The organism is Humibacter sp. (assembly GCF_051954055.1).
Lineage (GTDB): Bacteria > Actinomycetota > Actinomycetes > Actinomycetales > Microbacteriaceae > Humibacter.
The window spans coordinates 113,971-139,400 of sequence record NZ_JBQCIE010000033.1 but is presented as its reverse complement, the minus strand read 5'-3'; the positions used below and the strand labels follow the sequence as shown (position 1 = coordinate 139,400).

General features: G+C 66.9%; 24 protein-coding genes. 17 read left to right on the top strand and 7 right to left on the bottom strand.

Going from position 1 to position 25,430, the window contains the following annotated elements:
* Positions 1-74 precede the first annotated feature (74 nt).
* The 3 genes from ACTHNC_RS04250 to ACTHNC_RS04240 all read right to left on the bottom strand — a co-directional run bounded on the left by ACTHNC_RS04250 (position 75) and on the right by ACTHNC_RS04240 (position 2,309).
* Entirely contained in the window at positions 75-356 is a 282-nt protein-coding gene (locus tag ACTHNC_RS04250; RefSeq protein WP_440293347.1) for a helix-turn-helix transcriptional regulator, read from the bottom strand.
* A 352-nt stretch (positions 357-708) separates the two neighbouring features.
* Complete coding sequence (locus ACTHNC_RS04245; protein ID WP_440293346.1) at positions 709-1,119, bottom strand: hypothetical protein; 411 nt, start codon at positions 1,117-1,119, stop codon at positions 709-711.
* A gap of 59 nt (positions 1,120-1,178) precedes the next feature.
* Entirely contained in the window at positions 1,179-2,309 is a 1,131-nt protein-coding gene (locus ACTHNC_RS04240) for a tyrosine-type recombinase/integrase (RefSeq protein ID WP_440293345.1), read from the bottom strand.
* A gap of 371 nt (positions 2,310-2,680) precedes the next feature.
* Between ACTHNC_RS04240 and ACTHNC_RS04235 the strand changes: the two genes are divergently transcribed.
* The 3 genes from ACTHNC_RS04235 (at position 2,681) to ACTHNC_RS04225 (ending at position 6,621) form a co-directional block, all read left to right on the top strand.
* Positions 2,681-4,000, top strand: a complete 1,320-nt coding sequence (locus tag ACTHNC_RS04235) for an alpha/beta hydrolase (RefSeq protein WP_440293344.1) — start codon at positions 2,681-2,683, stop codon at positions 3,998-4,000.
* Between the two features lie 108 nt (positions 4,001-4,108).
* Complete coding sequence (gene thrS / locus ACTHNC_RS04230) at positions 4,109-6,043, top strand: threonine--tRNA ligase (protein WP_440293396.1); 1,935 nt, start codon at positions 4,109-4,111, stop codon at positions 6,041-6,043.
* Positions 6,031-6,621 (top strand): HIT family protein, encoded by a 591-nt coding sequence (locus ACTHNC_RS04225; protein WP_440293343.1) that lies wholly within the window; start codon positions 6,031-6,033, stop codon positions 6,619-6,621. The genes thrS and ACTHNC_RS04225 overlap by 13 nt, the downstream gene beginning before the upstream one ends.
* Before the next feature lie 21 nt (positions 6,622-6,642).
* On the opposite strand, the gene pdxY is transcribed toward ACTHNC_RS04225, so the two are convergent.
* Positions 6,643-7,494, bottom strand: coding sequence for a pyridoxal kinase PdxY (gene pdxY / locus ACTHNC_RS04220; RefSeq protein ID WP_440293342.1), 852 nt, complete (start codon positions 7,492-7,494; stop codon positions 6,643-6,645).
* A 169-nt stretch (positions 7,495-7,663) separates the two neighbouring features.
* Here pdxY and ACTHNC_RS04215 point away from each other — a divergent pair, with 169 nt between their 5' ends.
* The 9 genes from ACTHNC_RS04215 (at position 7,664) to ACTHNC_RS04175 (ending at position 16,760) form a co-directional block, all read left to right on the top strand.
* Positions 7,664-8,422: a YebC/PmpR family DNA-binding transcriptional regulator gene (locus ACTHNC_RS04215; RefSeq protein ID WP_440293341.1), complete on the top strand. Its 759-nt coding sequence runs from the start codon at positions 7,664-7,666 to the stop codon at positions 8,420-8,422.
* A 49-nt stretch (positions 8,423-8,471) separates the two neighbouring features.
* Positions 8,472-9,083: a crossover junction endodeoxyribonuclease RuvC gene (ruvC, locus tag ACTHNC_RS04210; RefSeq protein ID WP_440293395.1), complete on the top strand. Its 612-nt coding sequence runs from the start codon at positions 8,472-8,474 to the stop codon at positions 9,081-9,083.
* A 47-nt stretch (positions 9,084-9,130) separates the two neighbouring features.
* Complete coding sequence (ruvA, locus tag ACTHNC_RS04205; RefSeq protein ID WP_440293340.1) at positions 9,131-9,748, top strand: Holliday junction branch migration protein RuvA; 618 nt, start codon at positions 9,131-9,133, stop codon at positions 9,746-9,748.
* The gene (ruvB, locus tag ACTHNC_RS04200; RefSeq protein ID WP_440293339.1) at positions 9,745-10,782 is read left to right on the top strand and encodes a Holliday junction branch migration DNA helicase RuvB; all 1,038 of its coding nucleotides are present in this window, start codon (positions 9,745-9,747) and stop codon (positions 10,780-10,782) included. The genes ruvA and ruvB overlap by 4 nt, the downstream gene beginning before the upstream one ends.
* A gap of 76 nt (positions 10,783-10,858) precedes the next feature.
* Positions 10,859-11,269, top strand: coding sequence for a preprotein translocase subunit YajC (gene yajC / locus ACTHNC_RS04195; protein ID WP_440293338.1), 411 nt, complete (start codon positions 10,859-10,861; stop codon positions 11,267-11,269).
* 59 nt (positions 11,270-11,328) lie between these two features.
* A complete protein-coding gene (secD, locus tag ACTHNC_RS04190) occupies positions 11,329-13,068 on the top strand; it encodes a protein translocase subunit SecD (RefSeq protein WP_440293337.1) in 1,740 nt (579 codons plus the stop codon).
* On the top strand, positions 13,068-14,090 hold the full coding sequence (secF, locus tag ACTHNC_RS04185; RefSeq protein ID WP_440293336.1) for a protein translocase subunit SecF: 1,023 nt from the start codon (positions 13,068-13,070) through the stop codon (positions 14,088-14,090). The genes secD and secF overlap by 1 nt, the downstream gene beginning before the upstream one ends.
* Positions 14,087-14,428: a rhodanese-like domain-containing protein gene (locus tag ACTHNC_RS04180; RefSeq protein WP_440293335.1), complete on the top strand. Its 342-nt coding sequence runs from the start codon at positions 14,087-14,089 to the stop codon at positions 14,426-14,428. Before secF ends, ACTHNC_RS04180 begins: the two co-directional genes overlap by 4 nt.
* Positions 14,429-14,504: 76 nt before the next feature.
* On the top strand, positions 14,505-16,760 hold the full coding sequence (locus ACTHNC_RS04175; RefSeq protein ID WP_440293334.1) for a RelA/SpoT family protein: 2,256 nt from the start codon (positions 14,505-14,507) through the stop codon (positions 16,758-16,760).
* Here ACTHNC_RS04175 and ACTHNC_RS04170 read toward each other — a convergent pair.
* The 3 genes from ACTHNC_RS04170 to ACTHNC_RS04160 all read right to left on the bottom strand — a co-directional run bounded on the left by ACTHNC_RS04170 (position 16,747) and on the right by ACTHNC_RS04160 (position 19,550).
* Complete coding sequence (locus ACTHNC_RS04170; RefSeq protein WP_440293333.1) at positions 16,747-17,310, bottom strand: type IV toxin-antitoxin system AbiEi family antitoxin; 564 nt, start codon at positions 17,308-17,310, stop codon at positions 16,747-16,749. The two genes, ACTHNC_RS04175 and ACTHNC_RS04170, sit on opposite strands and share 14 nt — an antisense overlap.
* A gap of 103 nt (positions 17,311-17,413) precedes the next feature.
* The gene (locus ACTHNC_RS04165) at positions 17,414-18,643 is read right to left on the bottom strand and encodes a DUF349 domain-containing protein (RefSeq protein WP_440293332.1); all 1,230 of its coding nucleotides are present in this window, start codon (positions 18,641-18,643) and stop codon (positions 17,414-17,416) included.
* 100 nt (positions 18,644-18,743) lie between these two features.
* On the bottom strand, positions 18,744-19,550 hold the full coding sequence (locus ACTHNC_RS04160; RefSeq protein ID WP_440293331.1) for a peptidylprolyl isomerase: 807 nt from the start codon (positions 19,548-19,550) through the stop codon (positions 18,744-18,746).
* Positions 19,551-19,719: 169 nt separating this feature from the next.
* Between ACTHNC_RS04160 and ACTHNC_RS04155 the strand changes: the two genes are divergently transcribed.
* The 5 genes from ACTHNC_RS04155 (at position 19,720) to alaS (ending at position 25,430) form a co-directional block, all read left to right on the top strand.
* On the top strand, positions 19,720-21,093 hold the full coding sequence (locus ACTHNC_RS04155) for a replication-associated recombination protein A (protein WP_440293330.1): 1,374 nt from the start codon (positions 19,720-19,722) through the stop codon (positions 21,091-21,093).
* 266 nt (positions 21,094-21,359) lie between these two features.
* A complete protein-coding gene (rpsD, locus tag ACTHNC_RS04150; RefSeq protein WP_440293329.1) occupies positions 21,360-21,983 on the top strand; it encodes a 30S ribosomal protein S4 in 624 nt (207 codons plus the stop codon).
* Between the two features lie 81 nt (positions 21,984-22,064).
* Entirely contained in the window at positions 22,065-22,442 is a 378-nt protein-coding gene (locus ACTHNC_RS04145) for a DUF948 domain-containing protein (protein WP_440293328.1), read from the top strand.
* A gap of 70 nt (positions 22,443-22,512) precedes the next feature.
* Positions 22,513-22,728 (top strand): hypothetical protein, encoded by a 216-nt coding sequence (locus tag ACTHNC_RS04140; protein ID WP_440293327.1) that lies wholly within the window; start codon positions 22,513-22,515, stop codon positions 22,726-22,728.
* 47 nt (positions 22,729-22,775) lie between these two features.
* The gene (alaS, locus tag ACTHNC_RS04135; protein WP_440293394.1) at positions 22,776-25,430 is read left to right on the top strand and encodes an alanine--tRNA ligase; all 2,655 of its coding nucleotides are present in this window, start codon (positions 22,776-22,778) and stop codon (positions 25,428-25,430) included.

The window sequence follows — 25,430 nt, the reverse complement described above, 5'->3', positions numbered from 1 at the left end:
GCACGTCTCGCAGGCGTGCTCCGGCTCCGTCCGGCCCGGGGCTGCCGGATCGACGATCGGTTCGAGCTCCACGGCTACTCGCCTTCCTCGACCGCCTCGACGCGGACCGGCTGCGGCGGCAAGTCATAGATTCTGGCCTTCGGGCCGAAGAGGGTCGCGTTGTTCCGCACCCGAGCAGCCGGGATCGTCTTCATCGCTCGCTGAACCTCGGAGAGGCGAATGCGGACGCCGCGAGTTCCGGGGATGCGGTAGCCCGGGAAGAGGCCTTGGCTGATGTAGTTGCGTACGGAGCGGTCGGTGACGCCGAGATACGACGCAATGAACGCGATGGTCTTCAGATCGGAGATGGTGGACATGAATGACTCCTTGAGTCATTCCCTGTCTTCGCAGCGCCCCTGCGTCCCACCTCGATCTTCGAGGCGGTCTCCATCTGGCCGAGTTCCCGCGGGGCGTAAGAACCGCATCTTTGCGGCGGGTTGGGATAGCAGATTATCCCCGCGTCTCCGTTGGTCCGTGCGGTGATCTCGTCGTACACGGCGGATAGGTCGAGCGAACCGGGCAACCGGTGACTTTTCCCTAGTTCCAATTGTTTCACAAGGCACAGCAGGGCGCTAGGCGGCCCTGTAGCGGGCAGTAACACCACAGCCGTAGTGCTGATGCCTGCCCGATCATCCCAGGCGCTCAGATTGCCGTTTCCGTGTTCCAGCTTCAGCTGTGCTCGAACAGCTTCGGCTGCTCGTCTGGCCAGTCGTCGGCTGCGGCGGGCTTCGCGTTGATCAACACCGTGCCGCCGTTGTCGGTGCCGGGGTCGTCGTCCATGATCCACAGGTGCAGGCCGGACAACGTGATGCCACGGAACGTGCGCTTCCTCCACACACGCGGGTAGTGGTACTCACGGATCAGGGCGCGCAGTGCGTCGTATCCGTCACGCCGTGACTGCCTGCGGAGCACGTACCAGTGCGGCGCCCAAGGCATCGTCTTCGCCCACACCCAGCGCGCCGACGCGATGAACTCCCGCGCCCGGCTAACGAGGTCGTCAGGCGCCTCGGGGCGATATCGGTCCGGCTCGGCCAGGTTCGGCACAAGCGCCGGGGGAGCGGTGATCGGCTCGTCGGGCATGGCTATCTCTCCTTCACTCCCCAGAGGTGCTGCAGCGCAGCGTCCGGGGAGTCTGAGCGTCACGCCTGCTTCGTGTGGTGCGCCTCGTACAGCGCCGACAAGCGCTTGGCGACCTCTGCGTCCCGGTCCGCCGCGATGTGCTGGTAGCGCATGGCTGCTGACGCGGTGGAGTGTCCGAGGCGTCCCATCAGTTCGGCCAGCGTCGCCCCTGCGATCGCCGCGTTCACGGCCCCGGTGTGGCGCAGATCGTGGAACCGCAGATCGGGCCGTCCGGCCGTCTCGCGCGCGGGGTAGAAGACCCTCGTGAGCGCGCTCTGACGCATGTGCTGCTCGGGGTCGTTCTTCGCCGGGAACAGCAACCCCGAGGAGCCAGGAGCGGTGAACCGCAACAGGTGCTCGCGCAGCTGGGGGAGCAGGAACGGCGGCACAGCCACATCGCGGATTCCAGCGGCGGTCTTCGGAGTCGAGACGACGAACTTGCCCCCCACGAGGGTGACACCTCGTCGGACATGCACGATGCCGCGCTTGGTGTCGATGTCCTTACGACGTAGCTCGGTCAGCTCTCCGAACCGGAGACCGCACCACGCTGCCAACAGCACGAGCATCCGATAGCGCGGTGGCATCGCCTCTGTGAGTGCGTCGAGCTCTTCGATGGAGGCCGGCTGCACGTCATGGGCGCGTTCCACGCTCCCGGCGCCTCGGATACGGGCAGGGTTCATGGGTAGGTGGCCGTCCTCCACAGCGCCCGCGAGGATTGTGCGCAGCAGCGAGTACGCCTTGGCGCGATACGTCGGCGTGTCTACCGCAGTGCGGTCGTACCAACGCTCCACGTCGTCCCGCTCGATGGAGTGCATCGACTTCGAGCCGAAGGTGGGCAGCAAGAACTTGTCGAGCAGGTCTTGGTACGTCTCCAGAGTCTTCGGCTTGAGCGCCCGACCCTTCACGCGTCGGTTCTTCATCCAGCGAGCGGCGTAGTCCTCGAAAGTGACCGCCATGCTCGCCGCATGCTGCTGTGCCTGCCACACGCCGCGGCTTACATCGGCTTCCTGCTGACGTAGCCAGGCAGTCGCATCGCGCTTCGTCTGGAACGTCGTGGGTGCTGGGCGCCGAACACCGTCAGGGAAGGTCAGCCGAGCCTGCCAGCGGCCCGACGCCAGCTTGCGGACCGTTCCGTCAGCGGCTCGTGCCATCTGCTCGACCCTCGCTTCCCGGCGTGCCCACTATGTGCCCGTTTCAACTTCATCTTGTTTCCACTAGCTTACACTAGTTTCCATCTCAGATATGGCGATTGACCAGGGAATTGCCCGAGTTTCCGGGGATGTCTGGATTGCCTAGGATTCTCTTTCGATCCCAGTATCGCGCACAGAGATTCACGAGAAGCGGCCCGGATTCGTCCGGGCCGCTTCTGCGCTTCCTCGCGTGCCTCGATGCGACTAACCCGGCATTCACTCGGAATCCGGATAGGCGCCAATGATGGAACTCTCAGCCCCAGGCACCGCGCCGCGCAGGTGACCGCGACCATCGACACATACCGTTGACCCCGACCACGAGGGGGAATGCCATGGACGCACTGCTGACGACGCAGATCATCGGCGGCCCCGTTCCGTGGATCCTCAGCGTTCTGTCGGCACTGTTCGTGCTGCTACTGGTCCTGCGCCGGCCGAGCCCGCGCTGGATGATCCTCGCGGCCGCCGGCATCCTCGCGGGAGCACTCATCGCGTTCGTGTTCGTCGTCATCGCCGACGCGACGGGGATGTTCGAGATACCGCTGCCGGCCGAGGTCGCCACGTGGTGCATCGCGACGTTCGCGGCTGTGGGGCTCGCCATCGTCAGCCTGTGGAAGACGCGGTGGCGGAGGCGGGCGATCGCCATCGTGGGCATCGCCGTCTTCGCGATCACCGGCACCGTGCAGGTGAACGCCGTGTTCGGTCTCAACCCGACCGTCGGCGACCTGCTCGGCGTCGTCGTTCGGCATCCGATCAAGCTGCCCAAAGCGCATGCGACCTCCTCGCCCACCGCCGGAGAGCCCCTGGCCGCCACCTGGGTTGCGCCGCACGACATGCCGACCGTCGGGCGGGTCGGCACAGTCACCATCCCGGCGCCGGTGTCGAGGTTCCATGCACGTCCGGCCGGCCTCTACCTGCCGCCCGCGGCCCTCGTGAAGGATGCGCCGGCGCTGCCGCTCGTGATCATGATGATGGGATACCCCGGTACACCGAATCCGGACCCGATCTCGGCCGTCATGAACCGATTCGCGAGCCAGCATGAAGGTCTCGCACCGATCGTCGTCGTCGCAGACCAGATCGGGACGGGCGGCGACCCGGCCTGCGCCGATTCCGCCGCTCGCGGAGACGCCGCCACCTACGTCAAGACGGATGTCCTCGACTGGGCGAAGTCGCATCTGCACATCATCCAGGACCCCCGGTACTGGGTGATCGCCGGCTACTCCAACGGTGCAACCTGCGCTGTCAAGTTCGCGGCGCAGGATCCGGATGCCTTCCGCAACGTGCTCTCGGTCTCGCCCGAGGAGTACCCGGGCATGCACTACTCGCAAACGGTCATCCAATCGGTGTACGCCGGTGACCGCAGCGCCTGGGCTGCGGACAAGCCGGAGGCCATCCTCGCCGCGCACACGGGCTCGTACTCGGGAGTCGACGCGGTGATCACGACCGGAGCGCTCGACACGGCGTTCGGACCAGCGACACGCTCCCTGGCGGCGTCGGCCACGGCTGCCGGCATGCACGTGACGCTGCTGACGCTCCCCGGCGTCGCTCACGTCGGAAAGAATCTCGCCGACGGACTCACGGCCGGGTTCGCGCGGCTGGCCCCGGCGCTCGGCCTCGCGGCGCCCTGCAACGGATGCTCCGAGGCGGCGGGCTGATATCGGGATCGCCCCTAGAGTAGAGGGCATCCCTTTTTCGCCCCACCGACTCAGGAGTGGACAGTGCCGGACGGTTTCGAGCTCTTCCCCGACCGTTCCGTTGTCGCCATGCGCGTCAACGGCGAGTTGAAGGATCTCGCAACCACGGTGACGACGGAAGACGACGTCGTTCCGGTGACCATCGACTCGGCGGACGGCCTGAACATCCTGCGCCACTCCACGGCGCACGTGCTCGCGCAAGCGGTGCAGTCGATCAACCCGGAGGCGAAGCTGGGCATCGGTCCGCCCGTGACCGACGGCTTCTACTACGACTTCGAGGTCGCGGAGTCGTTCACGCCGGAGGATCTGAAGTCGCTTCAGAAGGCGATGGAACGCATCGTGCGTCAGGGTCAGCGCTTCGTGCGGCGGGTCGTCACCGACGACGAGGCGCGTGCGGAGCTCGCCGACGAGCCCTACAAACTCGAGCTCATCGGACTGAAGGGCGGGTCGGCATCCGCAGACGCGCTCGGGCAGGACAACGAGGACGTCGAGGTCGGCGGCGGCGAACTGACCATCTACGACAACGTCGACCCGAAGACCGGCGAGGTCATCTGGAAAGACCTCTGCCGTGGTCCTCACCTGCCGAACACCCGGCTGATCGGCAACGGATTCGCGCTCACCCGCGTCGCCGCAGCCTACTGGCGCGGGAGCGAGAAGAACCCCCAGCTGCAGCGCATCTACGGCACCGCATGGCCCACCAAGGATGAGCTTCGCGCGTACCAGGAGCGCATGGCGGAGGCAGCACGGCGCGACCACCGCAAGCTCGGAGCCGAGCTCGACCTGTTCTCGTTCCCGGACGAGATCGGCTCTGGTCTTTCGGTCTTCCACCCGAAGGGCGGCATCGTCCGCTACGAGATCGAGGACTACCTCCGCAAGCAACTGCTGCGCAATGGCTACGAGCTCGTCAACACGCCGCACATCACCAAGGCGCACCTGTACGAGATCAGCAAGCACCTCGAGTGGTACGCGGACGGCATGTTCCCGCCCATGCATGTCGACGAGGAGACGGATGCCGACGGCACCGTGATCAAGCCCGGCCAGGACTATTACCTGAAGCCGATGAACTGCCCGATGCACAACCTGATCTTCCGGGCGCGCGGACGCAGCTATCGAGAACTGCCGCTGCGACTGGCGGAGTTCGGGACCGTCTATCGCTACGAGAAGAGCGGCACGCTCTCCGGCCTCACCCGAGTGCGCGGGCTGACGCAGGACGACGCGCACGCCTATGTGACCCCGGAGCAGGTCAAGGCGGAGATCGCCACTCAGCTCGAGCTGGTGCTGGAGACGCTGCGCGGCTACGGGCTCAGCGACTTCTACCTGGAGCTGTCGACGAAGGATCCGGAGAAGTACGTCGGCGACGACGCGGTCTGGGAGGACGCGACCGAGACGTTGCGTGAGGTCGCGCTGGAATCGGGACTCGAGCTGGTCGACGATCCGGGCGGAGCGGCCTTCTACGGTCCGAAGATCTCGGTGCAGGCCAGGGACGCCATCGGCCGCACCTGGCAGCTCTCCACGGTGCAGCTGGACTTCTTCGAGCCGGAGCTGTTCGAGCTGGAATACACCGCCGCCGACGGCACACGCAAGCGGCCGGTGATGATCCATCGCGCGCTCCTCGGGTCGATCGAGCGATTCTTCGCGATCCTGCTCGAGCACTACGCCGGCGCCTTCCCGGTCTGGCTGTCTCCCGTGCAGGTGATCGGCATCCCGGTCGCCGACGAGTACGCGCCCTACCTGGAAGAGGTGGCGCGCCGCCTTCGCGAGCACGACGTGCGAGTGGAGGTCGATCGTTCGGATGACCGCATGCAGAAGAAGATTCGCAACGCGACGACGCAGAAGGTGCCGTTCCAGCTGATCGCGGGGGAGCAGGACCGTGCAGCGGGCACCGTCAGTTTCCGGTTCAGGGACGGTTCTCAGCTCAACGGTGTTCCGATCGACGACGCGATCGAGCGCATCCTCCGGTCCATCCGCGAGCACGAGCAGGTCGTCACGGCATGGCCCGCCTGACGCTGGATTCGTACGATCCGGCGGAGGGGGACGACCCTCAGCGGGTTCAGCTGGATGATCTGTCGCTGCTCGCGGGTGTGCCCGACGAGTTCCAGCGCCTGTGGACGCCGCACCGCATGGTCTACATCCAGCAGGGCCAGCAGGCACCGCATGCCGGGGAGTGCCCGTTCTGCGTGGCTCCCTCGCTGTCAGACGAGCAGTCGCTGATCGTGCATCGAGGCGTGCACGCGTACGCCCTGCTCAACCTGTTCCCGTACAACAGCGGCCACCTGCTGGTGTGCCCGTACCGTCACGTGTCGCTATACGACGAGGCGACGCCCGAGGAGACCGACGAGATCGCGACGATCACGCAGACGGCGATGCGGGTCATCCGCTCGGTGTCGCGCAACGACGGGTTCAACATCGGCATGAATCAGGGCGAGATCGCCGGTGCAGGCATCGCCTCGCACCTTCACCAGCATGTTGTGCCGAGGTGGCGCGCCGACGCCAACTTCCTTCCGATCATCGCCAAGACGAAGGCGCTGCCGCAGCTTCTCGGCGAGGTGCGGCAGGCCATCGCCGACGCTTGGTCGGCCTGACTCAGCGCTCCTGCTTCCCGCTCAGCGGACCTGTCGAACGGGGAACTGCAGCCGAGGATGCGCGTAAAACTCCTGCGCTTCCACGAGCAGCAGTTCCCGGGAGCCGCGCTCGTTCGTGAGTGCGAGCAGGTCGTAGACGCTCGATACGGTGCGGGCGAGTGCGTCGGCGGCATCCCTGCTCTCGCGGTAGTGGGCGGTGAAGAGCGCAGCCGTCACGTCTCCGGATCCGTTCGCCTTCATCGGGATGAGCGGGGTCTGAACGATCCATGCGCCCCGCGCGTCGACGGCGAGCATCTCGATCGTGTCGGGTTCGCGGTCCGGCCGCTCGACGCTGGTGACCAGCACGACCTCGGGTCCCGTCGCTCGCAGCGCGTCGGCGGCGGCGTGCGTCGACTCGAGCGTGTCGGGCTGCGTGTCGGTGAGGTATCCGAGTTCGAACTGGTTCGGCGTCACGATGTCCGCCGATGGCACCACCCGGTCGCGCAGCAGCACGGGGATCTCCGGCGCGACGAAGCATCCGGACTTCGCGTTTCCCATCACGGGGTCGCACGCGTAGATCGCGTTCGGATTGGTTGCCTTCACCCGTGAGACGGCGTCGAGGATGACGTCGCCGATCCCGTCGCTGCCCTGGTAGCCGGAGAGCACCACGTCGATCTCGGGAAAGACTCCGCGATCCTCGATGCCAGCGATCACCTCAGCGACATCGGAAGGGGCGATGAGCGGTCCGCGCCACGCGCCGTACCCGGTGTGGTTCGAGAAGGTCACCGTGTAGACGGGCAGAACCTCGACCCCGATGCGCTGCAAGGGGAAGACGGCGGCGGAGTTGCCGACGTGACCGTATGCGACAGCGGACTGGACCGAGAGGATCTTCACCGGTCGATCATGCCATGCGGGCAGACGCCGGAGGCATGGGACGACGCTGCCCTATCGCGGCTTCGCCGCTCAAAGGCTTCATCGGCTCGGTCGAGCGAGCAGGCTCGCTCAACTCTCGCCTCAGTCGCCTCTAGAATGGATCGGATCTTTCACGAAACTCAGGAGCATTGTGTCCGGGCATTCCAAGTGGGCCACCACGAAGCACAAGAAGGCCGTCATCGACGCACGCCGTGCCAAGTCGTTCGCCAAGCTCATCAAGAACATCGAGGTGGCCGCCAAGATCGGCGGTGCCGACCTCTCCGGCAACCCGACGCTCGTCGACGCCGTCCAGAAGGCGAAGAAGACCTCGGTCCCGAACGACAACATCGACCGCGCCATCAAGCGCGGTGCCGGCCTGACCGGCGAGAGCATCGACTACGCGACGATCATGTACGAGGGCTACGGCCCGAACGGCGTCGCGCTGCTCATCGAGTGCCTCACCGACAACAAGAACCGGGCTGCGGCGGACGTGCGAAGGGCCATGACCCGCAACGGCGGGACGATGGCCGACCCCGGCTCGGTCTCGTACAACTTCCACCGCAAGGGCGTCATCGTGGTTCCCGGCGAGGGAACGACCGAAGACGACGTGCTCACCGCGGTGCTCGACGCCGGGGCGGAAGAGGTCACGCCGCAGGGGGAGAGCTTCGAGGTGCTCACCGAGGCCAGCGACCTCGTCGCCACCCGCACCGCGTTGCAGGATGCCGGCATCGATTACGACTCCGCCGACGTGGAATTCGTGCCGCAGGTGAAGGTCGAGGTCGACGTCGAGACCGCCCGCAAGGTGTTCCGCCTCATCGACGCGCTCGAGGACTCGGACGACGTACAGAACGTCTACACCAACCTCGACCTCAGCCCCGAGGTTCAGGCCGAACTCGAAGACGACGAGTAGAGAGACGGCGCCTTCAGATCGCGCGGACGGTCGGATGCGGAAAGATGCCGTGCGGGTACTCGGGATCGACCCAGGACTGACCCGCTGCGGCATCGGCGTGGTCGACGTCACGCAGGACAGACGTGCGACACTGGTCGCGGTCACGGTCATCAGGACCGCACCGGACGCCCCGCTGGAGCGGCGGCTGCTGACGATCGGCGACGGCATCGCCGCGCTGATGGACCAGCATCGGCCCGACGCGATCGCCATCGAGCGCGTCTTCGCCCAGCACAACGTACGCACGGTGATGGGCGTGGCGCAGATCAGCGGCGTAGCGCTGCACGCCGCGGCATCCCGCTCATTGCCGGTCGGCCTGCACACGCCGACCGAGGTCAAGGCGGCGATCACCGGGTACGGCACGGCGGAGAAGCGCCAGGTGCAGAACATGGTCGCGAAGGTCCTCGGGCTCGAGCAGATCCCCAGACCGGCGGACGCGGCGGATGCCCTCGCCATCGCGATCTGCCATGCCTGGCGCGCACCCCTGGTCGCCGAGGACGCCGGCTCTTCGCCCCTGACTCCGGCGCAGCAGGCGTGGCGCGCCGCCGAGAAGGCGGCGGGAGCGTCGGGGGCGACCCATATCGCGGCTGAGGCCGCTCACGGACTCAATCGGCTCGGGCGATGAGGGCAAGCCCTCAACGCCCGAGCCTCAATCGCCCATAGGCTTGCGAGGTGATCTCCTCCCTTCGCGGAACCGTGCTGCAGGCATCCGACGGCCTCGCCGTCATCGACGTCGGGGGAGTGGGATACGCCGTTCAGGTCACCCCGGATCACGCGAGGAGCCTGCGGGTCGGCGAGGAGACCACGGTGCACACCTCGATGGTCGTTCGGCAGGAGTCGGTCGCCCTGTTCGGCTTTCCCGCCAGGGAGCACCTCGGCGTGTTCGAGTCACTGATCGGCGTCTCGGGAGTGGGCCCCAAGTCGGCGCTCGGAGTGCTGGCCGCTCTGTCACCGGACGAGATCGCGCTCGCCGTGGCGTCCGACGACGACGGTGCGTTCCGCAAGGTGAGCGGCATCGGCCCGAAGACGGCGAAGCTCATCGTCGTCTCGCTCACGGGCAAACTGTTCGCACCAGCCAAACCCGTGCAGAACGTGACGCAGATCCCGCGCTCCGACGTGTCCGACAGCGTCGTCATCGCTCTCGTCGGCCTCGGCTGGGCCGAGAAGACGGCCACCGACGTGGTCCGTGAACTGGTCGACGAGCATCCCGAACCGGAGCGCGACACCGTGCAGTCGCTTCTGCGACTCGCCCTGTCGCGACTCGGACCGACCGCGAGGCAGCAGGCATGAGCGACGATCTCACGGCACCGGAGGCTCAGTCCGAGGCGGAGCTCGCGTTCGAGGGGGCGCTGCGGCCCAAGTCGCTGGCGGAGTTCGTCGGGCAGTCAAAGGTGCGCGGGCAGCTGCAGCTGCTGCTCACCGCCGCCCGGATGCAGGAGCGAACACCCGACCACATCCTGCTCGCCGGTCCTCCCGGTCTCGGCAAGACGACGCTCGCGATGATCGTCGCGCACGAGAGTGGCCGCACGCTTCGTATGTCGAGCGGGCCCGCCATCCAGCACGCCGGTGACCTCGCCGCACTGCTGTCATCGCTCGTTCCCGGCGAGGTGCTGTTCATCGACGAGATTCATCGCATGGCCCGCTCCGCGGAGGAGATGCTGTACCTCGCCATGGAGGACTTCCGCATCGACATCATGGTGGGCAAGGGCGCTGGGGCCACGTCCATCCCGCTCGATCTCGCACCGTTCACGCTGGTTGGCGCCACGACCCGTTCCGGGCTGCTGCCGAACCCGCTGCGCGATCGCTTCGGGTTCACCGCCCATCTCGAGTTCTACGACGACGCCGAACTCGAACGCGTGCTCGGTCGTGCCGCCGTCCTCCTCGATTTCGAGATCGACAAGGATGCCATCGCCGAGATCGCGGGACGATGCCGCGGAACGCCGCGCATCGCCAACCGCCTGCTGAGGCGCGTGCGCGACTACGCGCTCGTGCACGGCGGACGCGCCGACCGCAACGCCGTGCGCGCCGCGCTGGAGCTCTACGACGTCGACGAGCTCGGTCTGGACCGCATCGACCGGGCCGTGATGCAGGCCATCCTGACGCGCTTCGACGGCGGGCCCGTCGGCCTGAACACGCTGGCCGTCTCGGTGGGCGAGGAGGCCGACACGATCGAGTCGGTGGTGGAGCCGTTCCTCGTGCGGATCGGGCTCATCACCCGCACTCCGCGCGGCCGGGTGGCCACTCCGGCGGCCTGGGATCACCTGGGAATACCGAGGAAGTCCACTGCCGGCGCGCAGCAAGCCCTCTTCACCGATGACCTATAATCTTTAGTTAGCCTGCAGCCCCCATACCAATGAGGTGGTTGTTACCCTTGCCCCCTCATTCCGGAAGGTTCTTTCGTTGGATCAGAACATCCTGACCATAGTCATGGTCGTCATCCTGGCGGCCCTCATCTTCTTCATGTTCCGTAGCAGCCGCAAGCGGCAGAAGCAGCAGTCGGAGCTTCAGAAACAGGTCGTTCCCGGCGCAACCGTCATGACGAACTTCGGTGTCTTCGGCACGATCGTGTCCATCGACGAAGAGCACAACAAGGTCGAGCTCGAGACGAGCCCCGGCCATATCCTCACGGTGCACCGCCAGACGATCGGCCGGGTCGAGACGACGCCCGACACCGTTGAGGAGGCGCCGGCGGACGCTGTCGAGACCGAGACCGAGAGCACCGTCGGTGACGAGAAGCCGCAGTTCGGGGAGCGGATCGAGGATGTCGACACCGCCTCGAAGACGCCTGAGTCGAAGAAGACCGACGAGTAGTCCCTCCCTCCGTGCGAGGTCGATGACGGCCGTCGCGCGAGCATAGAAAGAGTACTTCCGTGGCAAAGTCGTCTCCGGTCAAGAGTGCCTCGCGGTCGCTGATCTGGCTCGGCGTGATCGTCGTCGTGCTGGGGCTCGTGCTCGGCGGCGGCGTGCTGTTCTCGACCGCGACGTGGCTGCCGAAGCTGGGTCTCGACCTCGAGGGTGGAACCGAGATCATCCTGACGCCGCAGCTCGAGGGCGGCCAGACGATCAGCAACGACGAGCTCAACCAAGCCGTCTCGATCATCCGCGAACGTGTCGACGCCGCTGGCGTGTCCGAGGCGCAGGTCAGCACGCAGGGCAGCGACAACATTGTGGTGTCGATCCCCGGAACCCCCGACCAGGCGACGCTGAACCGCATCAAGTCCTCGTCGAAGATGGAGCTGCGTCCCGTGCTTCTCACGGGGGCGCCCACGAACACCTTCGTCGGCACGAATGGCAAGACGACGCCGTACCCCTCGCCGGCTCCCACCTTGCAGTCCACTCCGACGTCGAAACCGACGAACGGCAGCGACACGGCGTGGATCACGCCGGCGCTTCAGGCGCAGTACAACGCGTTCAACTGCTCGTCGCTGAAGAACAGCACCACGAACGTGGCACCCGCCGACAAGCCGCTCATCACGTGCGACGACAACCTCACCGCGAAGTACCTGCTCGGGCCCGTCGAGGTTGAGGGCTCGGAGATCACGAACGCCACCGCGGGACTGGCCACCGACTCCAGCGGCAACTCGACCGGTCAGTGGGTCGTCAACCTCACGTTCAACGGCCAGGGCACGAAGGACTTCGGAACCGTGAGCACCCGGCTGTACGGGTACTACAGCAAGGACTCCAGCGACCCCCGCGCACGCTTCGCGTTCGTGCTCGACGGCAAGGTTCTCGAGGCGCCCGCCATGCAGGGTGCGATCACCAACGGCCAGGCTCAGATCAGCGGCAGCTTCAACCAGAGCTCGGCGCAGACGTTGGCCGACCAGTTGAAGTTCGGCGCGCTTCCCGTCAGCTTCAAGGTGCAGAGCTCCGACACCATCTCCGCGACGCTGGGGTCCGCGCAACTCCTCAGCGGTCTGATCGCGGGAGCGATCGGTCTGATCCTCGTGGTGATCTACACACTCTTCCAGTACCGATTGCTGGGACTCGTGACCATCACCTCGCTCGTCGTCGCGGCGCTGCTCACGTACCTCGTGATCACGATCCTGTCGTGGCGCATCGACTACCGTCTCTCGCTCGCCGGCGTCGCCGGCCTGATCGTCGCGATCGGCTTCACGGCGGACTCGTTCATCGTGTACTTCGAGCGAATACGCGACGAGTTGCGCGACGGGCGAAGTCTCGAATCCGCCGTCGAGGCGGGCTGGAAGCGTGCCCGAAGAACGATCTACGCATCCAAGTCCACCAACCTGCTCGCGGCCATCGTGTTGTACGTGCTCGCCGTCGGCAACGTCCAGGGCTTCGCCTTCACCCTCGGTGTGACGACGGTGCTCGACGTGCTGATCGTCATCATGTTCACGCATCCCACCCTTCAGCTGCTGGCGAGGACGCGGTTCTTCGCGAGCGGCAACAAGTGGTCCGGCCTGGATCCGGATGCCCTCGGCGCCGTCTACCGTGGTGCAGCGCAATTCCGGACTTCGACCACCGTCAGCGAGACGAAGCGCGCTGCCAGCAGTCGTGAGGCGGCGAAGCGCCAGACGATCGCGGAGCGCAAGCAGGCCGAACTCGTCGCCGCGGGCGGCAGCAAGACCGAGAAGGACGAGAAGGAGTCCTGATGGCCGCCACACGCTTTCAGAAGTTCGGCAACGATCTCTACACGGGTGCGCGCTCGATCGACTTCGTCGGCAAGCGCAAGATCTGGTACATCATCGCGGCCGTGCTCATCGTCGTCTCGGTGATCATCCCGATCGCCAAGGGCGGATTCAACTTCGGCATCGACTTCCGCGGCGGATCGCAGTTCACCGTCTCCGCCGTCAAGACGACGGACCAGTCACTGGCGGAGAAGGCGGTGCACGACGTCAAGCCCAACGCCGTCGTGCAGGTCAGCGTGACCAACGGCACGGGCGGCCAGGGCATCCGGGTGCAGACCGACCAGCTGACGACCGACCAGACCAAGGCCGTCGCCGCGAACCTCGGATCGGCGTACGGCGTTCCGCAGAGCAATGTGGCATCCACCTACATCGGCCCGAGCTGGGGGGCGGATGTCTCCAGGCAGGCGATCCAGGGTTTGGTCGTCTTCCTGCTGCTCGCGTTCATCGCCATGGCGTTGTACTTCCGAACGTGGAAGATGTCGGCGGCCGCGATCCTCTCGCTGTTCCACGACCTGATCATCACCGCCGGCATCTACGCGCTGGTCGGGTTCGAGATCACGCCGGCCACCATGATCGGCTTCCTCACGATCCTCGGCTACTCGCTGTACGACACCGTCGTGGTGTTCGACAAGATCCGTGAGAACACCAGACAGGACAAGGACGCGGTGAAGCACACGTTCGCCGAGTCGGTGAACCTCGCCGTGAACCAGACGCTCGTGCGGTCGATCAACACGGCCGTCGTGGCGGCGCTGCCGGTGGCTGCGATCCTCTTCATCGGCGCATTCGTGCTCGGAGCGGATACGCTGCGGGACATCTCTCTCGCGCTCTTCATCGGCATCCTGATCGGCACCTACTCGACGATCTTCATCGCGGCACCGCTCTATGCGGACTTCCGCCGAGGTGAGAAGGAGATCGTCAAGCACGACCGCAAGGTGCTGGCGGCCAGGGCGAAGTCGCCGGTCACAGAGGTGGTCTCCGCCAAGTGACGCACGAGCCGGGGGAGTCGGTCACGGCAGGCGAGGCGATCTCGCTCGTCGCGTCCGGCGACCTGTGGCTCCTCGACGTGCGCGAGGACTTCGAGTGGAGCTCGGGGCACGCGCCGGGCGCCCACCACATCCCGCTCGGCGAGCTCGGACTGCGACAGGGCGAACTGCCCGACGACGTCACGATCGCGGTGATCTGCCACGTCGGCCAGCGCTCTCGCATGGTCACGAACGCACTGGTGGATGCCGACTACGCAGCCGTCGACGTCGCCGGCGGCATGGTGGCGTGGCAGGCATCCGGCGGCGACGTCGTGGGCGCCGAAGCCGGGCAGATGCGGTAACCGGCGTGCGCTGTGGGCGGCCCCGCCGACGAGGTCGGCATCGAGTCGCGATAATGAGACTCGGGAGGCGATGCTGATGGTCGACACGACAACACAGCAAACCGCCTCCCTGCGCCGTCTCGTGCCGCGCATCTTCTCCAGGGCGCAGCAGCCGGCCGGCGCGGTCGACACGCTCTTGAAGACCGTGCGGCTGCACCATCCGAAAGCCGACCTGGCCCTCATCGAGCGCGCCTACAACGTTGCCGAACGCGCGCACTCGGGGCAGACGCGACAGAGCGGTGAGCCGTACATCACCCATCCGGTCGCGGTAGCGCAGATCCTCGCCGATCTCGGCATCGGCTCGAAGGCGATCGCGGCCGCGCTGCTGCACGACACGGTCGAAGACACCGACTACGCGCTCGACGAACTGCGCGCCGACTTCGGCGACGAGATCGGGATGCTGGTCGACGGCGTCACCAAGCTCGACAAGGTCAAGTACGGCGAGAGCGCGCAGGCCGAGACGGTGCGCAAGATGATCGTGGCGATGTCGAAGGACATCCGCGTGCTCATCATCAAACTGGCGGACCGCCTGCACAACGCGCGGACCTGGGGCTTCGTGCCGCCCGCCACGGCCACTCGCAAGGCCACGGAGACCCTGGAGATCTACGCTCCGCTCGCACACCGGCTCGGCATCCAGACGATCAAGTGGGAGCTCGAAGATCTCTCGTTCGCCGTGCTGTATCCCAAGCTCTACGTGGAGATCGAGAATCTCGTCAAGCAGCGTTCTCCCGAGCGGGAACGGGTCGTTCAGCAGGTGACGGATGCCATCAACGACGATCTGAAGTCTGCCAAGATCCGCGGCAAGGTCGTCGGCAGGCCGAAGCAGTACTACTCGATCTATCAGAAGATGGTCGTTCGCGGGCGCGAGTTCGACGAGATCTACGACCTCGTCGGCATCCGGGTCATCGTCAACTCCGTGCGTGACTGCTACGCCGTTCTCGGGCAGATCCACGCGAGGTGGACGCCGATGCCAGGCCGCTTCAAGGACTACGTCGCCACCCCGAAGTTCAACCTGTACCAATCGCTGCACACGACGGTCATCGGGCCGGAGGGTCGTGCGGTCGAGATCCAGATCCGCACCGAGGAGATGCACCAGCGCGCCGAGTTCGGTGTCGCTGCGCACTGGAAGTACAAGGAGCGCGTCGCCGGCGGCAAGTCCGACGACATCGGCAAGGTCGATACCGACATGGCGTGGCTCGCGCACATCTCGGACTGGCAGGCAGAGACAGCGGATCCCAGCGAGTTCCTCGACTCGCTCCGATTCGAGATCGGTGCGAAGGAGGTCTACGTCTTCACCCCGAAGGGCAGGGTGATCGGGCTGCCCTCCGGCGCCACTCCCGTGGACTTCGAGTACGCGGTGCACACCGAGGTCGGTCTCCGCACCATGGGCGCAAAGGTGAACGGACGCCTCGTCCCGCTGGAGTCGCCGCTCTCGACCGGTGATGTGGTCGAGGTGTTCACCTCGAAGAACCCGGACTCCGGTCCGAGCCAGGACTGGCTCAACTTCGTGAAGAGCCCACGGGCGCGCAACAAGATCCGACAGTGGTTCACGAAGGAGCGGCGCGACGAGGCGATCGAGCAGGGCAAGGATGCCATCGCCCGCGCCATGCGCAAGCAGAACCTGCCGCTGCAGCGACTGATGACGCAGGATTCGCTCGGCGAGGTCGCCGCGCAGATGAAGTACGACGACGTGTCAGCGCTGTACGCCGCCATCGGCGAGGGGCATGTCAGCACCCAGTCGGTGCTGGAGAAGGTCGTGGCGTCACTGCAGTCGGAGACGGAGAGCGACGTCACGGAGCTGCCGCCGCCCGCCAGGGTGCGCGGGCGCAGGCTGCGCAACAGCGACTCCGGTGTGCTCGTGCGCGGGGCGCCGGACATCCTCGTCAAGCTCGCCAAGTGCTGCACACCGGTACCCGGCGACCCGATCGTCGGCTTCATCACGCGCGGCTCCGGAGTGAGCGTGCACCAGGCCGACTGCCACAACGTGCAGGAGCTGATGCGCGAACCGGAACGCATGATCGACGTGGAGTGGGCGCCGTCGTCGAAGAGCGTCTTCCTCGTGCAGATCCAGGTGGAGGCCCTCGATCGGGCCGGGCTGCTCTCGGACGTCACTCGCGTGCTCTCCGAGCACCATGTGAACATCCTCTCGGCCACCGTCTCCACCTCGAGCGACCGTTTGGCGCTCAGTCGGTTCGTCTTCGAGATGGGCGACACCACGCATCTCGACCGGGTGCTCAACGCCGTGCGCAGGATCGACGCTGTCTACGACGTGTACCGGGTCAGCGCCGGCTGAGTTCACGAGCCGACCGGGCCCACTCCTCCAATCGCGACAGGGCACGGCCCTTGCCAGGGAGATTCGGCGTCTGCGAGATGCGTCGAGCGCATGCGAGCACGAGCTGCGGGTCGCGCTCGACGATGCTCAGCGCCGCGGCACCGTCGTCCTCGCGGTCAACGAAGGCGAGGTCGTAGAGGATGCGCGCGGGGACCGTGACGCGCAGTCCCGCGATCTCCGCCGTGTCGCCGTACTCGTGCGTCACCTCACGGAGCGCGAACCGCGGAGACGGCGGGAACTTGACGCGGTCGGACCGAGGGACGCACATGGTGTGGATCGACGGAGGGAGCGCCAGCAGCCCGTGCACCCACATGGCGCTGTCGAGCTCGGCGATCATGCGTGATCCGGCGACGCTCCGCAACGCTCTCGCGCGCAGCCACGCGGTCTCGACCTCGTCGACGGGGGAGAACCGCTCGTCGACGGTGAACAGTTCGCCGTCGAGCCGGGCGGCGTGCAGCTCAGCGAGCGGGAGGGGGCCAGGAGAGAGTACGGATGCCATCGCGTGCGCCATGTCCCCATGGTCGCGCTGCGGCGACGGCCGTCGCCGCCGCAAGCGGGCATCGGTGGAGAAGGCGAAGCGTTGGGCGAACGGTGGAGAACTGAGGGCGAGCCACTCAGCGCAGGGCCGACAGCCAGGCCTTGCGTGCGTCCAGCGCTTCCTGCGCATCCTTGATCGCCCTGGCGTCGCCTGAGGCCTTCGCCGCTTCGAGCTCGTCCTCGAGCTTCGCGATGGCATCCGTCAGCTGCGCCGCGAGTCCCTCCGAGCGCGCCTTCTTCTCCGGGTTGCTGCGCTCCCAGTGCTCGTCGTCCAGCTTGCGCACAGCCGTCTCGACCTTGCGCAGACGCTCCTCGACGGACTTCACCTGGTCGCGGGGAACCTTTCCGATCGCGTCCCATCGGGTCTGGATGGACAACAGCGCGGCCCGAGCAGCGCCGCGGTCGGTGGCCTTCAGAAGCGGCTCCGCTTCGGTGAGCAGTGCCAGCTTCTGCTCCAGGTTGTGCTGGTACTCCTCGTTCTCGACCGCGTCGGATTCCGCCTTGGCGGCGTACAGTACGTCGCCGGCCGCCTTGAACCTCGCCCACAGCGCGTCGTCGTTGCGCTTGCCTGCGCGGCCTGCACGTTTCCAGTCGTCGAGCAGCGAACGATACTGCGACACGCCGTCCGCTCCGAGCGGTGCAAGCGCCTCGGCCCGTTCGATCAGCTCGCTCTTGCGGGCTCGAACATCCTTGTGCTGCGAGTCCAGCTCGGCGAAGAAGGCCTTGCGATTGCGTTCGAGCGTCGTTCGCGCGGCCCTGAACCGCTTCCACAGTTCGTTGGCGTCGTTCTTCGGAATGCGCGGTCCATCGTGCTGGTGGTTCTGCCACGCCGAGAACAGCTCGTCGAGGCGCGCGCTCGCCTGCTTCCACTGCGTCTTCGCCGGATCTTCGGCCGCCAGCGCCTCGACCTGCTCGACGATGGCCGTGCGGTCGGCGATGGCCTGGTCGACAGCAGCCTTCGCCTCGGCGGACTGCTGCTCCGTGAGTTCCTCGACCGCGCCGCCGAGCTTGGCGAGCCGCTCATCGAGTGCCGCGAGGTCGCCCACGGCGTTCGCTGCGGCCACGGAGCCGCGCAACGTCGCGACGGCTTTCGCCACATCGGCGGCGGGAGCGCCACGACGCGCCCGCTGTTCCAGCAATCCGACCTGCCCGGCGAGGTCGGCGTACTTGCGTTCGAAGTAGGCGAGCGCCTCGTCCGCCGATGCATCCGGATACTCGCCGACGACACGCTCACCGTCCGCGGTGCGCACGTAGACCACGCCGGCCTCGTCGACACGACCCCACGGGTGCTGATCAGTAGTTGACACGAGCCTCACCTGTTCGAAGACGGCCGGGGGTGACCGTCGCTGTACGACTACAAAGCCTATTGCACCGCCCAAGGCGCACCCCTGGGTCGAAACCAGGCCGTTACTGGAGTGTGAAGGAATCGATCTTCGGGCTGACGACGGGCTTGCCATCGTCGCCGCCGCCCTGCACGCCCTTGTCGGTGACATCCGTCTTGAGCTTGTCGAGTCCGCTCGTGACCTTGCCGATCACGGAGTATCCGCCCGCGCTGTCGTTCGGGATGGTCGTGTCGCCGTAGACGATGAAGAACTGACTTCCGTTGCTATGCGCGTTTCCGCTCTGCCTGGCCATGGCGATCGTTCCCGCGGTGTACTTGCCGTCGGCCGGCGCGTTCTCGATCGGACCGAAGCTATAGCCGGGGCCGCCCGTGCCGTCGCCCTTCGGGTCGCCGCACTGCAGCACCTTGAAGGTGGCACCGGTGGTGAGGCGGTGGCAGACGGTTCCATCGAAGAAGTTCTTCTTGGTGAGCGAGATCATCGACGAGACGGCCTGCGGTGCCTTCGCTCCGTCGAGTGAGACGCCGAGGGGGATGCCGTTGATCGTCAGCGTTCCGGTCCAGGTGCGCCCGTCGGCGATGCTCTTCGATGGAACATCGCCCTCGTTCTTCCCGGTCGCGGCGGGCGCCGGCGTCGCGGTGGACGACGCGGATGCCTTCGGTGAGGCGACCGGCTTGCCAGGACCTGCGGCGAAGTAGGTGAGCTGAAGCACGACCGCCAGCGCGAGCACGACGACAACGACGCTTCCCGCGATGATGTTGTCGCGCACCCGCCGCTTCTTCGTGTGCTCGTGCACAGCCTGGCGCGCTTGATACGCACGCAGGCGTTCGCGCGCCTGGCGCGCCTCACGGTCGTTCTGCCTCTTCGCGGACACGGGCATCCTCCACTTCGACGCATCGACAGCGCCGAGTCAGGGTGTTCGGGGGCCGTGGCGGCCCGGGACCGAGGCCGGGCCGATCCCAGAAACGAACTCTATCGCGCCTGCGCCGCTCACTCTTTCGTCCAACAGTTCTTCGTCGGACGCACCTTCTATCCTTGAGCGCATGCCGAGCACACAGCAGGGGCTGCGCGCGGGCGCCACCCCGCTGGCCGTGCGGATGCGCCCTCGCCGGCTCGACGAGATCGCAGGGCAGCGCCATCTGCTCACCCCGGGCTCCCCGCTGGTCACGCTCGCGGGAGACACGACGGGGGAGCGCGGCTCCGTCTCGGTCATCCTGTGGGGACCGCCAGGCACGGGAAAGACGACACTGGCCCAGGTCATCGCGCATTCCTCCGGCCGCCGCTTCGTCGAGCTGTCGGCCGTCACCGCCGGCGTGCGCGATGTGCGCGCCGTGATGGAGGAGGCGCAGTCCAACCGCGACCTCTACGGCGTCTCGACGGTGCTGTTCCTCGACGAGATCCATCGCTTCACGAAGGCGCAGCAGGATGCCCTCCTGCCCGGCGTCGAGAACGGCTGGGTCATCCTCGTGGCGGCGACGACGGAGAATCCGTCGTTCTCGGTGATCTCTCCTCTGCTGTCCCGTTCCCTGCTGCTCACGCTGGAGCCGCTCTCCGACGACGACCTCGGAACGCTCATCGACCGTGCCCTGACCGACGAGCGCGGGTTGAAGGATGCCGTCACGGTCGACGCCGAGGCCCGCGCGGCGCTGATCCGGCTCGCCTCGGGCGACGCACGGCGTGCGCTCACCGCGCTGGAGGCGGCGGCGAACTCGGCCGTCGACAACGCGCGGGGGAGCGAGGACGCTGAGCGGGCCGAGGAGGGCGCGGACGAGGCCGCGAAGCCCGTGGTGACCGCCGAACTCGTGGCATCCGCCGTCGACAGGGCGCTGCTGCGGTACGACCGCAACGGCGACGAGCACTACGACGTGATCAGCGCGTTCATCAAATCGGTCCGCGGGTCGGACGTGGACGCCGCACTGCACTACCTCGCCCGCATGATCGAGGCGGGGGAGGACCCGCGGTTCATCGCCCGGCGCATCATCGTTCTCGCCTCCGAAGACATCGGCATGGCCGATCCCGCAGCACTCGGCGTCGCGGTGGCCGCCGCGGACGCGGTGCAGTACATCGGCATGCCGGAGGGACGCATTCCCCTTGCACAGGCCGTTGTGCACCTCGCGACGGCGCCGAAGTCGAATGCCGCCTACATGGCGCTGGATGCCGCGATCGCCGACGTGCGTGCCGGCAAGATCGGCCGTGTTCCGAAGCCTCTGCGCGACGCGCACTACCCCGGCGCGAAACGGCTCGGCCATGGCAAGGGGTACGTGTACCCCCACGACGACGAGCTGGGCGTCGTGCGTCAGCAGTACCTGCCGGATGCCTTGAAGGACTCCATTTATTACACACCGACGGAGCACGGCAATGAGCGGGAGATCGCGGCGCGGCTCGCGAAGCTGCGACGCATCACGAAGGGGAAGTGATCCCCAGCTCGGCTCTGCTACCATTGACGGGCCGAGAAGAAGGATTCCGTGCGGCTGCGGGCATCCTTTTCGACAGGGAAGCGCTCTGTAGCCGAGCATCCCCGGCCATCCCTCCCATTGCGAAAGCGACCATGGCGGTGCCATGCCCTTGACGGCAGGACACCGCGCATGTCGATGTGACATGCGTCGCCGGATCAGCCAATGGCTGCCGCGGTACTCACACCGCAGGAGGCAGCACAAGCGAGAAGAACTACGAAAGGAAAAACGTGTCATCACGTTCCCGCAGCAAGACCCGCCTGTCGCGGTCGCTGGGCGTCGCCCTGACCCCGAAGGCCGCTCGCATCATGGAGAAGCGTCCGTACGCTCCCGGTGAGCACGGCCGCACCAAGCGCAAGGCTGACAGCGACTACGCCGTGCGGCTGCGCGAGAAGCAGCGTCTGCGCGCTCAGTACGGCATCCGCGAGAAGCAGCTCCGCATCGCGTTCGAAGAGGCCCGCCGCACGCAGGGTCTGACCGGTGAGAACCTCGTCGAGCTGCTCGAGATGCGTCTCGACGCACTCGTTCTCCGCGCCGGCTTCGCCCGCACGATGTCGCAGGCTCGCCAGTTCGTGGTGCACCGCCACATCCTGGTCGACGGCCGCATCGTCGACCGCCCCTCGTTCCGCGTGAAGCCGGGCCAGCTCGTGCACGTGAAGGCGCGCTCCGAGGGCACCGAGCCGTTCCAGGTGGCCGCCGCAGGTGGCAACGCCGACGTGCTCGCCAAGACCCCCGCGTACCTCGAGGTCGAGCTCGACAAGCTCCAGGCCCGCCTGGTGCGCCGTCCGAAGCGTGCAGAGGTGCCCGTCACCTGTGACGTGCAGCTCGTGGTGGAGTATTACGCGGCGCGCTAGCCATGCCGTTACGCTGGAGGGCGGGTCGTTCACGCGACCCGCCCTTCACGTATATTCCCGTTCCGGAATGGATGGTGCACCGTGTCAGGTGGAGACATCGCGGGCCTGATCGCCGCAGGCGTCTTCGCCGTGCTGGTCGCGCTGATGGCGATCCCGCTCGTGAAGCTGGGCAAGGTGTTCGACCAGACCACCGACTCCATCAAAGAGGTCAGCGACGGCATCACGCCCATCCTCGAGGAGACGACCGAGACACTGCGCGAGACGAACAAGCAGCTGGCGCGGGTGGATGCCATCACCCGCAACGTGGAGGATGTCACCGGCAACGTTTCGGCACTGGTCGCCCTCTTCGCCGCCACCGTGGGCGGTCCGCTCATCAAGCTGGCCGGGTTCAGCGCCGCTGTGCGCGCCGCCTTCCGGTTCGGCCGGGGCGGCAAGGCCGGCAGCGAATCCCCGCACTGAGCTGCGCCGCCGCAGCCGTACGACAACTCCGACTACCATCACTACGCTCACGACCACTAGGAGATCCGCTATGAAGAGCTTCCTCTGGTTCCTCGTCGGCATCGCCGCCGGCTTCGCGATCGCACACCAGGTGAACAAGACCGATCAGGGCAAGCAGTTCTTCGAAGAACTGGACCGCAAGGCGCACGACTTCGGTGCTGCCGTCAGCGACGGGTACCGCAAGCGTGAGGCCGAGCTGCGCACCGCCATCGATCAGGCGGAAGACGTCATCTCCGACCTGTCCTGAGCACGCACCATCCCGACCGAACGAACGGAACCATGCAGACCGCCCCACTGTCGACAGCAGAGATCCGCCGGCGCTTCCTCGACTTCTTCGCCGAGCGCGGGCACACGATCGTGCCGTCCGCGTCGCTCGTCAGCGACGATCCGACGCTGCTCTTCACCATCGCCGGCATGGTGCCGTTCGTTCCCTACCTCACCGGCTTGGTGCCTGCTCCCTATCCGCGGGCGGCCGACTCGCAGAAGTGCATCCGCACGCTGGACATCGATGAGGTCGGCAAGACGCCGAGGCATGGCACGTTCTTCCAGATGCTCGGCAACTGGTCGTTCGGCGACTACTTCAAGAAGGAGGCGATCAGGTACGCCTGGGAGCTTCTGACGACGCCGGAGGCCGACGGCGGGCTCGGCTTCGACCCGAAGGACCTCTGGGTCACGGTCTTCGAAGACGACGACGAGGCGCGCGGGTACTGGAAAGAGGTCGCTGGGCTCCCGGATGACCGCATCCAGGGTCTCGGGATGGACACGAACTACTGGTCGACCGGGGTGCCGGGTCCGGCGGGACCGTGCTCCGAGATCTTCTTCGACCGCGGCCCCGAGTACGGCGTCGACGGGGGGCCCGCCACCGACGACGACCGATACGTCGAGATCTGGAATCTCGTCTTCATGCAGTACCTGCGCGGCGAGGGGAGCGGCAAGACCGACTTCGAGATCCTCGGCGAGCTGCCCAAGAAGAACATCGACACCGGCATGGGCCTTGAACGCGTCGCGTTCCTGAAGCAGGGTGTCGAGAACATCTACGAGATCGACCAGATCCGGCCGGTCCTGGACCGCGCGGCGGAGCTGTCGGGCAAGACGTACGGCGCCGACCACGAGGACGACGTGCGGATGCGCGTGGTCGCCGACCACGTCCGAAGCGCCCTGATGCTGATGTCGGACGGCGTCACCCCGTCGAACGAGGGGCGCGGGTACATCCTGCGCCGCCTCCTGCGGCGCACCGTTCGCGCCATGCGTCTGCTCGGCGTCGAGGGCGCCACGTTCCCGACGCTCTTCGCGGCGTCACGGGACGCGATGAAGTCCACGTACCCCGAGGTGGAGAACGACTACGACCGCATCTCGCACCTGGCGTTCTCCGAGGAGGACACCTTCCTGCGCACGCTGGCCAGCGGCACGACGATCCTCGACACCGCGGTGGAGAACACGCGCGCCTCAGGAAAGTCGCAACTCGCCGGAGACACCGCGTTCCTGCTGCACGACACCTACGGCTTCCCGATCGACCTCACCCTGGAGATGGCGGAGGAGGCCGGGCTCACGGTCGACCGCGCGGCGTTCGACTCGCTGATGTCGCAGCAGAAGGCGCGGGCCAAGGCCGACGCGAAGGCGAAGAAGCGCCAGCTGGCCGACCTGTCCGTGTACAGCGAGCTGCGCGGCAAGGGTGAGACCGTCTTCACCGGGTACAACGAGCTGCAGACCGAGTCGCGGGTGCTGGGCATCCTCGTCGACGGTGTTTCGGTGCCTCGGGCATCCGAGGGGCAGCTCGCCGAGGTGATCCTCGCGGAGACCGCGCTGTACGCGGAGTCGGGCGGTCAGGATGCCGACCAGGGTGTCATCGTCGGCCCCGGCTACGAGCTCGAGGTGCTCGACGTGCAGAAGCCCGTCAAGGGCCTGATCAGCCACACGGTGCAGGTGACACAGGGCGAGGTCGGCGTCGACGCGCCGGCGACGAGCGTGGTGGATGCCGACTACCGCAGGGGCGCGCGGCAGGCGCACTCCGGAACCCACATCATCCATGCCGCCCTGCGCCAGGTGCTCGGGCCGAACGCGCACCAGTCCGGCTCGTACAACAAGGCCGGCTATCTGCGGCTCGACTTCTCCTGGAACCAGGGACTGTCCGCGGAGACGCGTAGCGAGATCGAGGAGATCTCCAACAACGCGATCCGTGACGATCTCGAGGTGGTCACGCGGGAGCTGCCGCTGGACGAAGCACGCGCGATGGGCGCCATGGCCCTGTTCGGCGAGAAGTACGGCGACGTCGTGCGGGTCGTCGACATCGGCGGTCCGTGGTCGCGTGAGCTCTGTGCCGGAACGCACGTGTCGTCGAGCTCCGAGATCGGCATGATCAACCTGATCAGCGAGTCCTCCGTCGGCTCGACCAACCGTCGCGTCGAGTCGCTGGTGGGCATCGAGGCGTTCCGCGACCTCGCGGCCGAGCGCACGCTCGTCTCGCAGCTGAGCGGCATGCTGAAGACACCGCGCGAGCAGCTGCCGCAGCGGATCGACGACCTCGTCAGCAGTCTGAAGGCGGCGGAGAAGAAGATCGCCGCGTTCGAGGCTCGCGCCGTGCTCGACCGCGTTCCTTCGCTCGTCGAGAAGGCTGAGCGCGTGGGCGCCGTGCGCCTGGTCGCTCAGGACGTCGGGTCGCTCGCCTCCGCCGACGACCTGCGGATGCTCGCCACGACGGTGCGCGAGCGCCTCGGCTCCGACGCGGCAGTGGTCGCGCTGGCGGCGGTGGCCGGCGAACGTCCCGTCGTGATCGTCGCCACGAACCGGGCAGCGCGAGACGCCGGAGTGAAGGCCGGACCGCTCGCGAAGGGCGCGGCATCCGTGCTCGGCGGGGGCGGGGGCGGCAAGGACGACCTCGCGCAGGGCGGCGGCTCCGATGCCGGCGCGATCGAGGCCGCACTGGCATCCGTCCGTTCGGCGATCGGATAG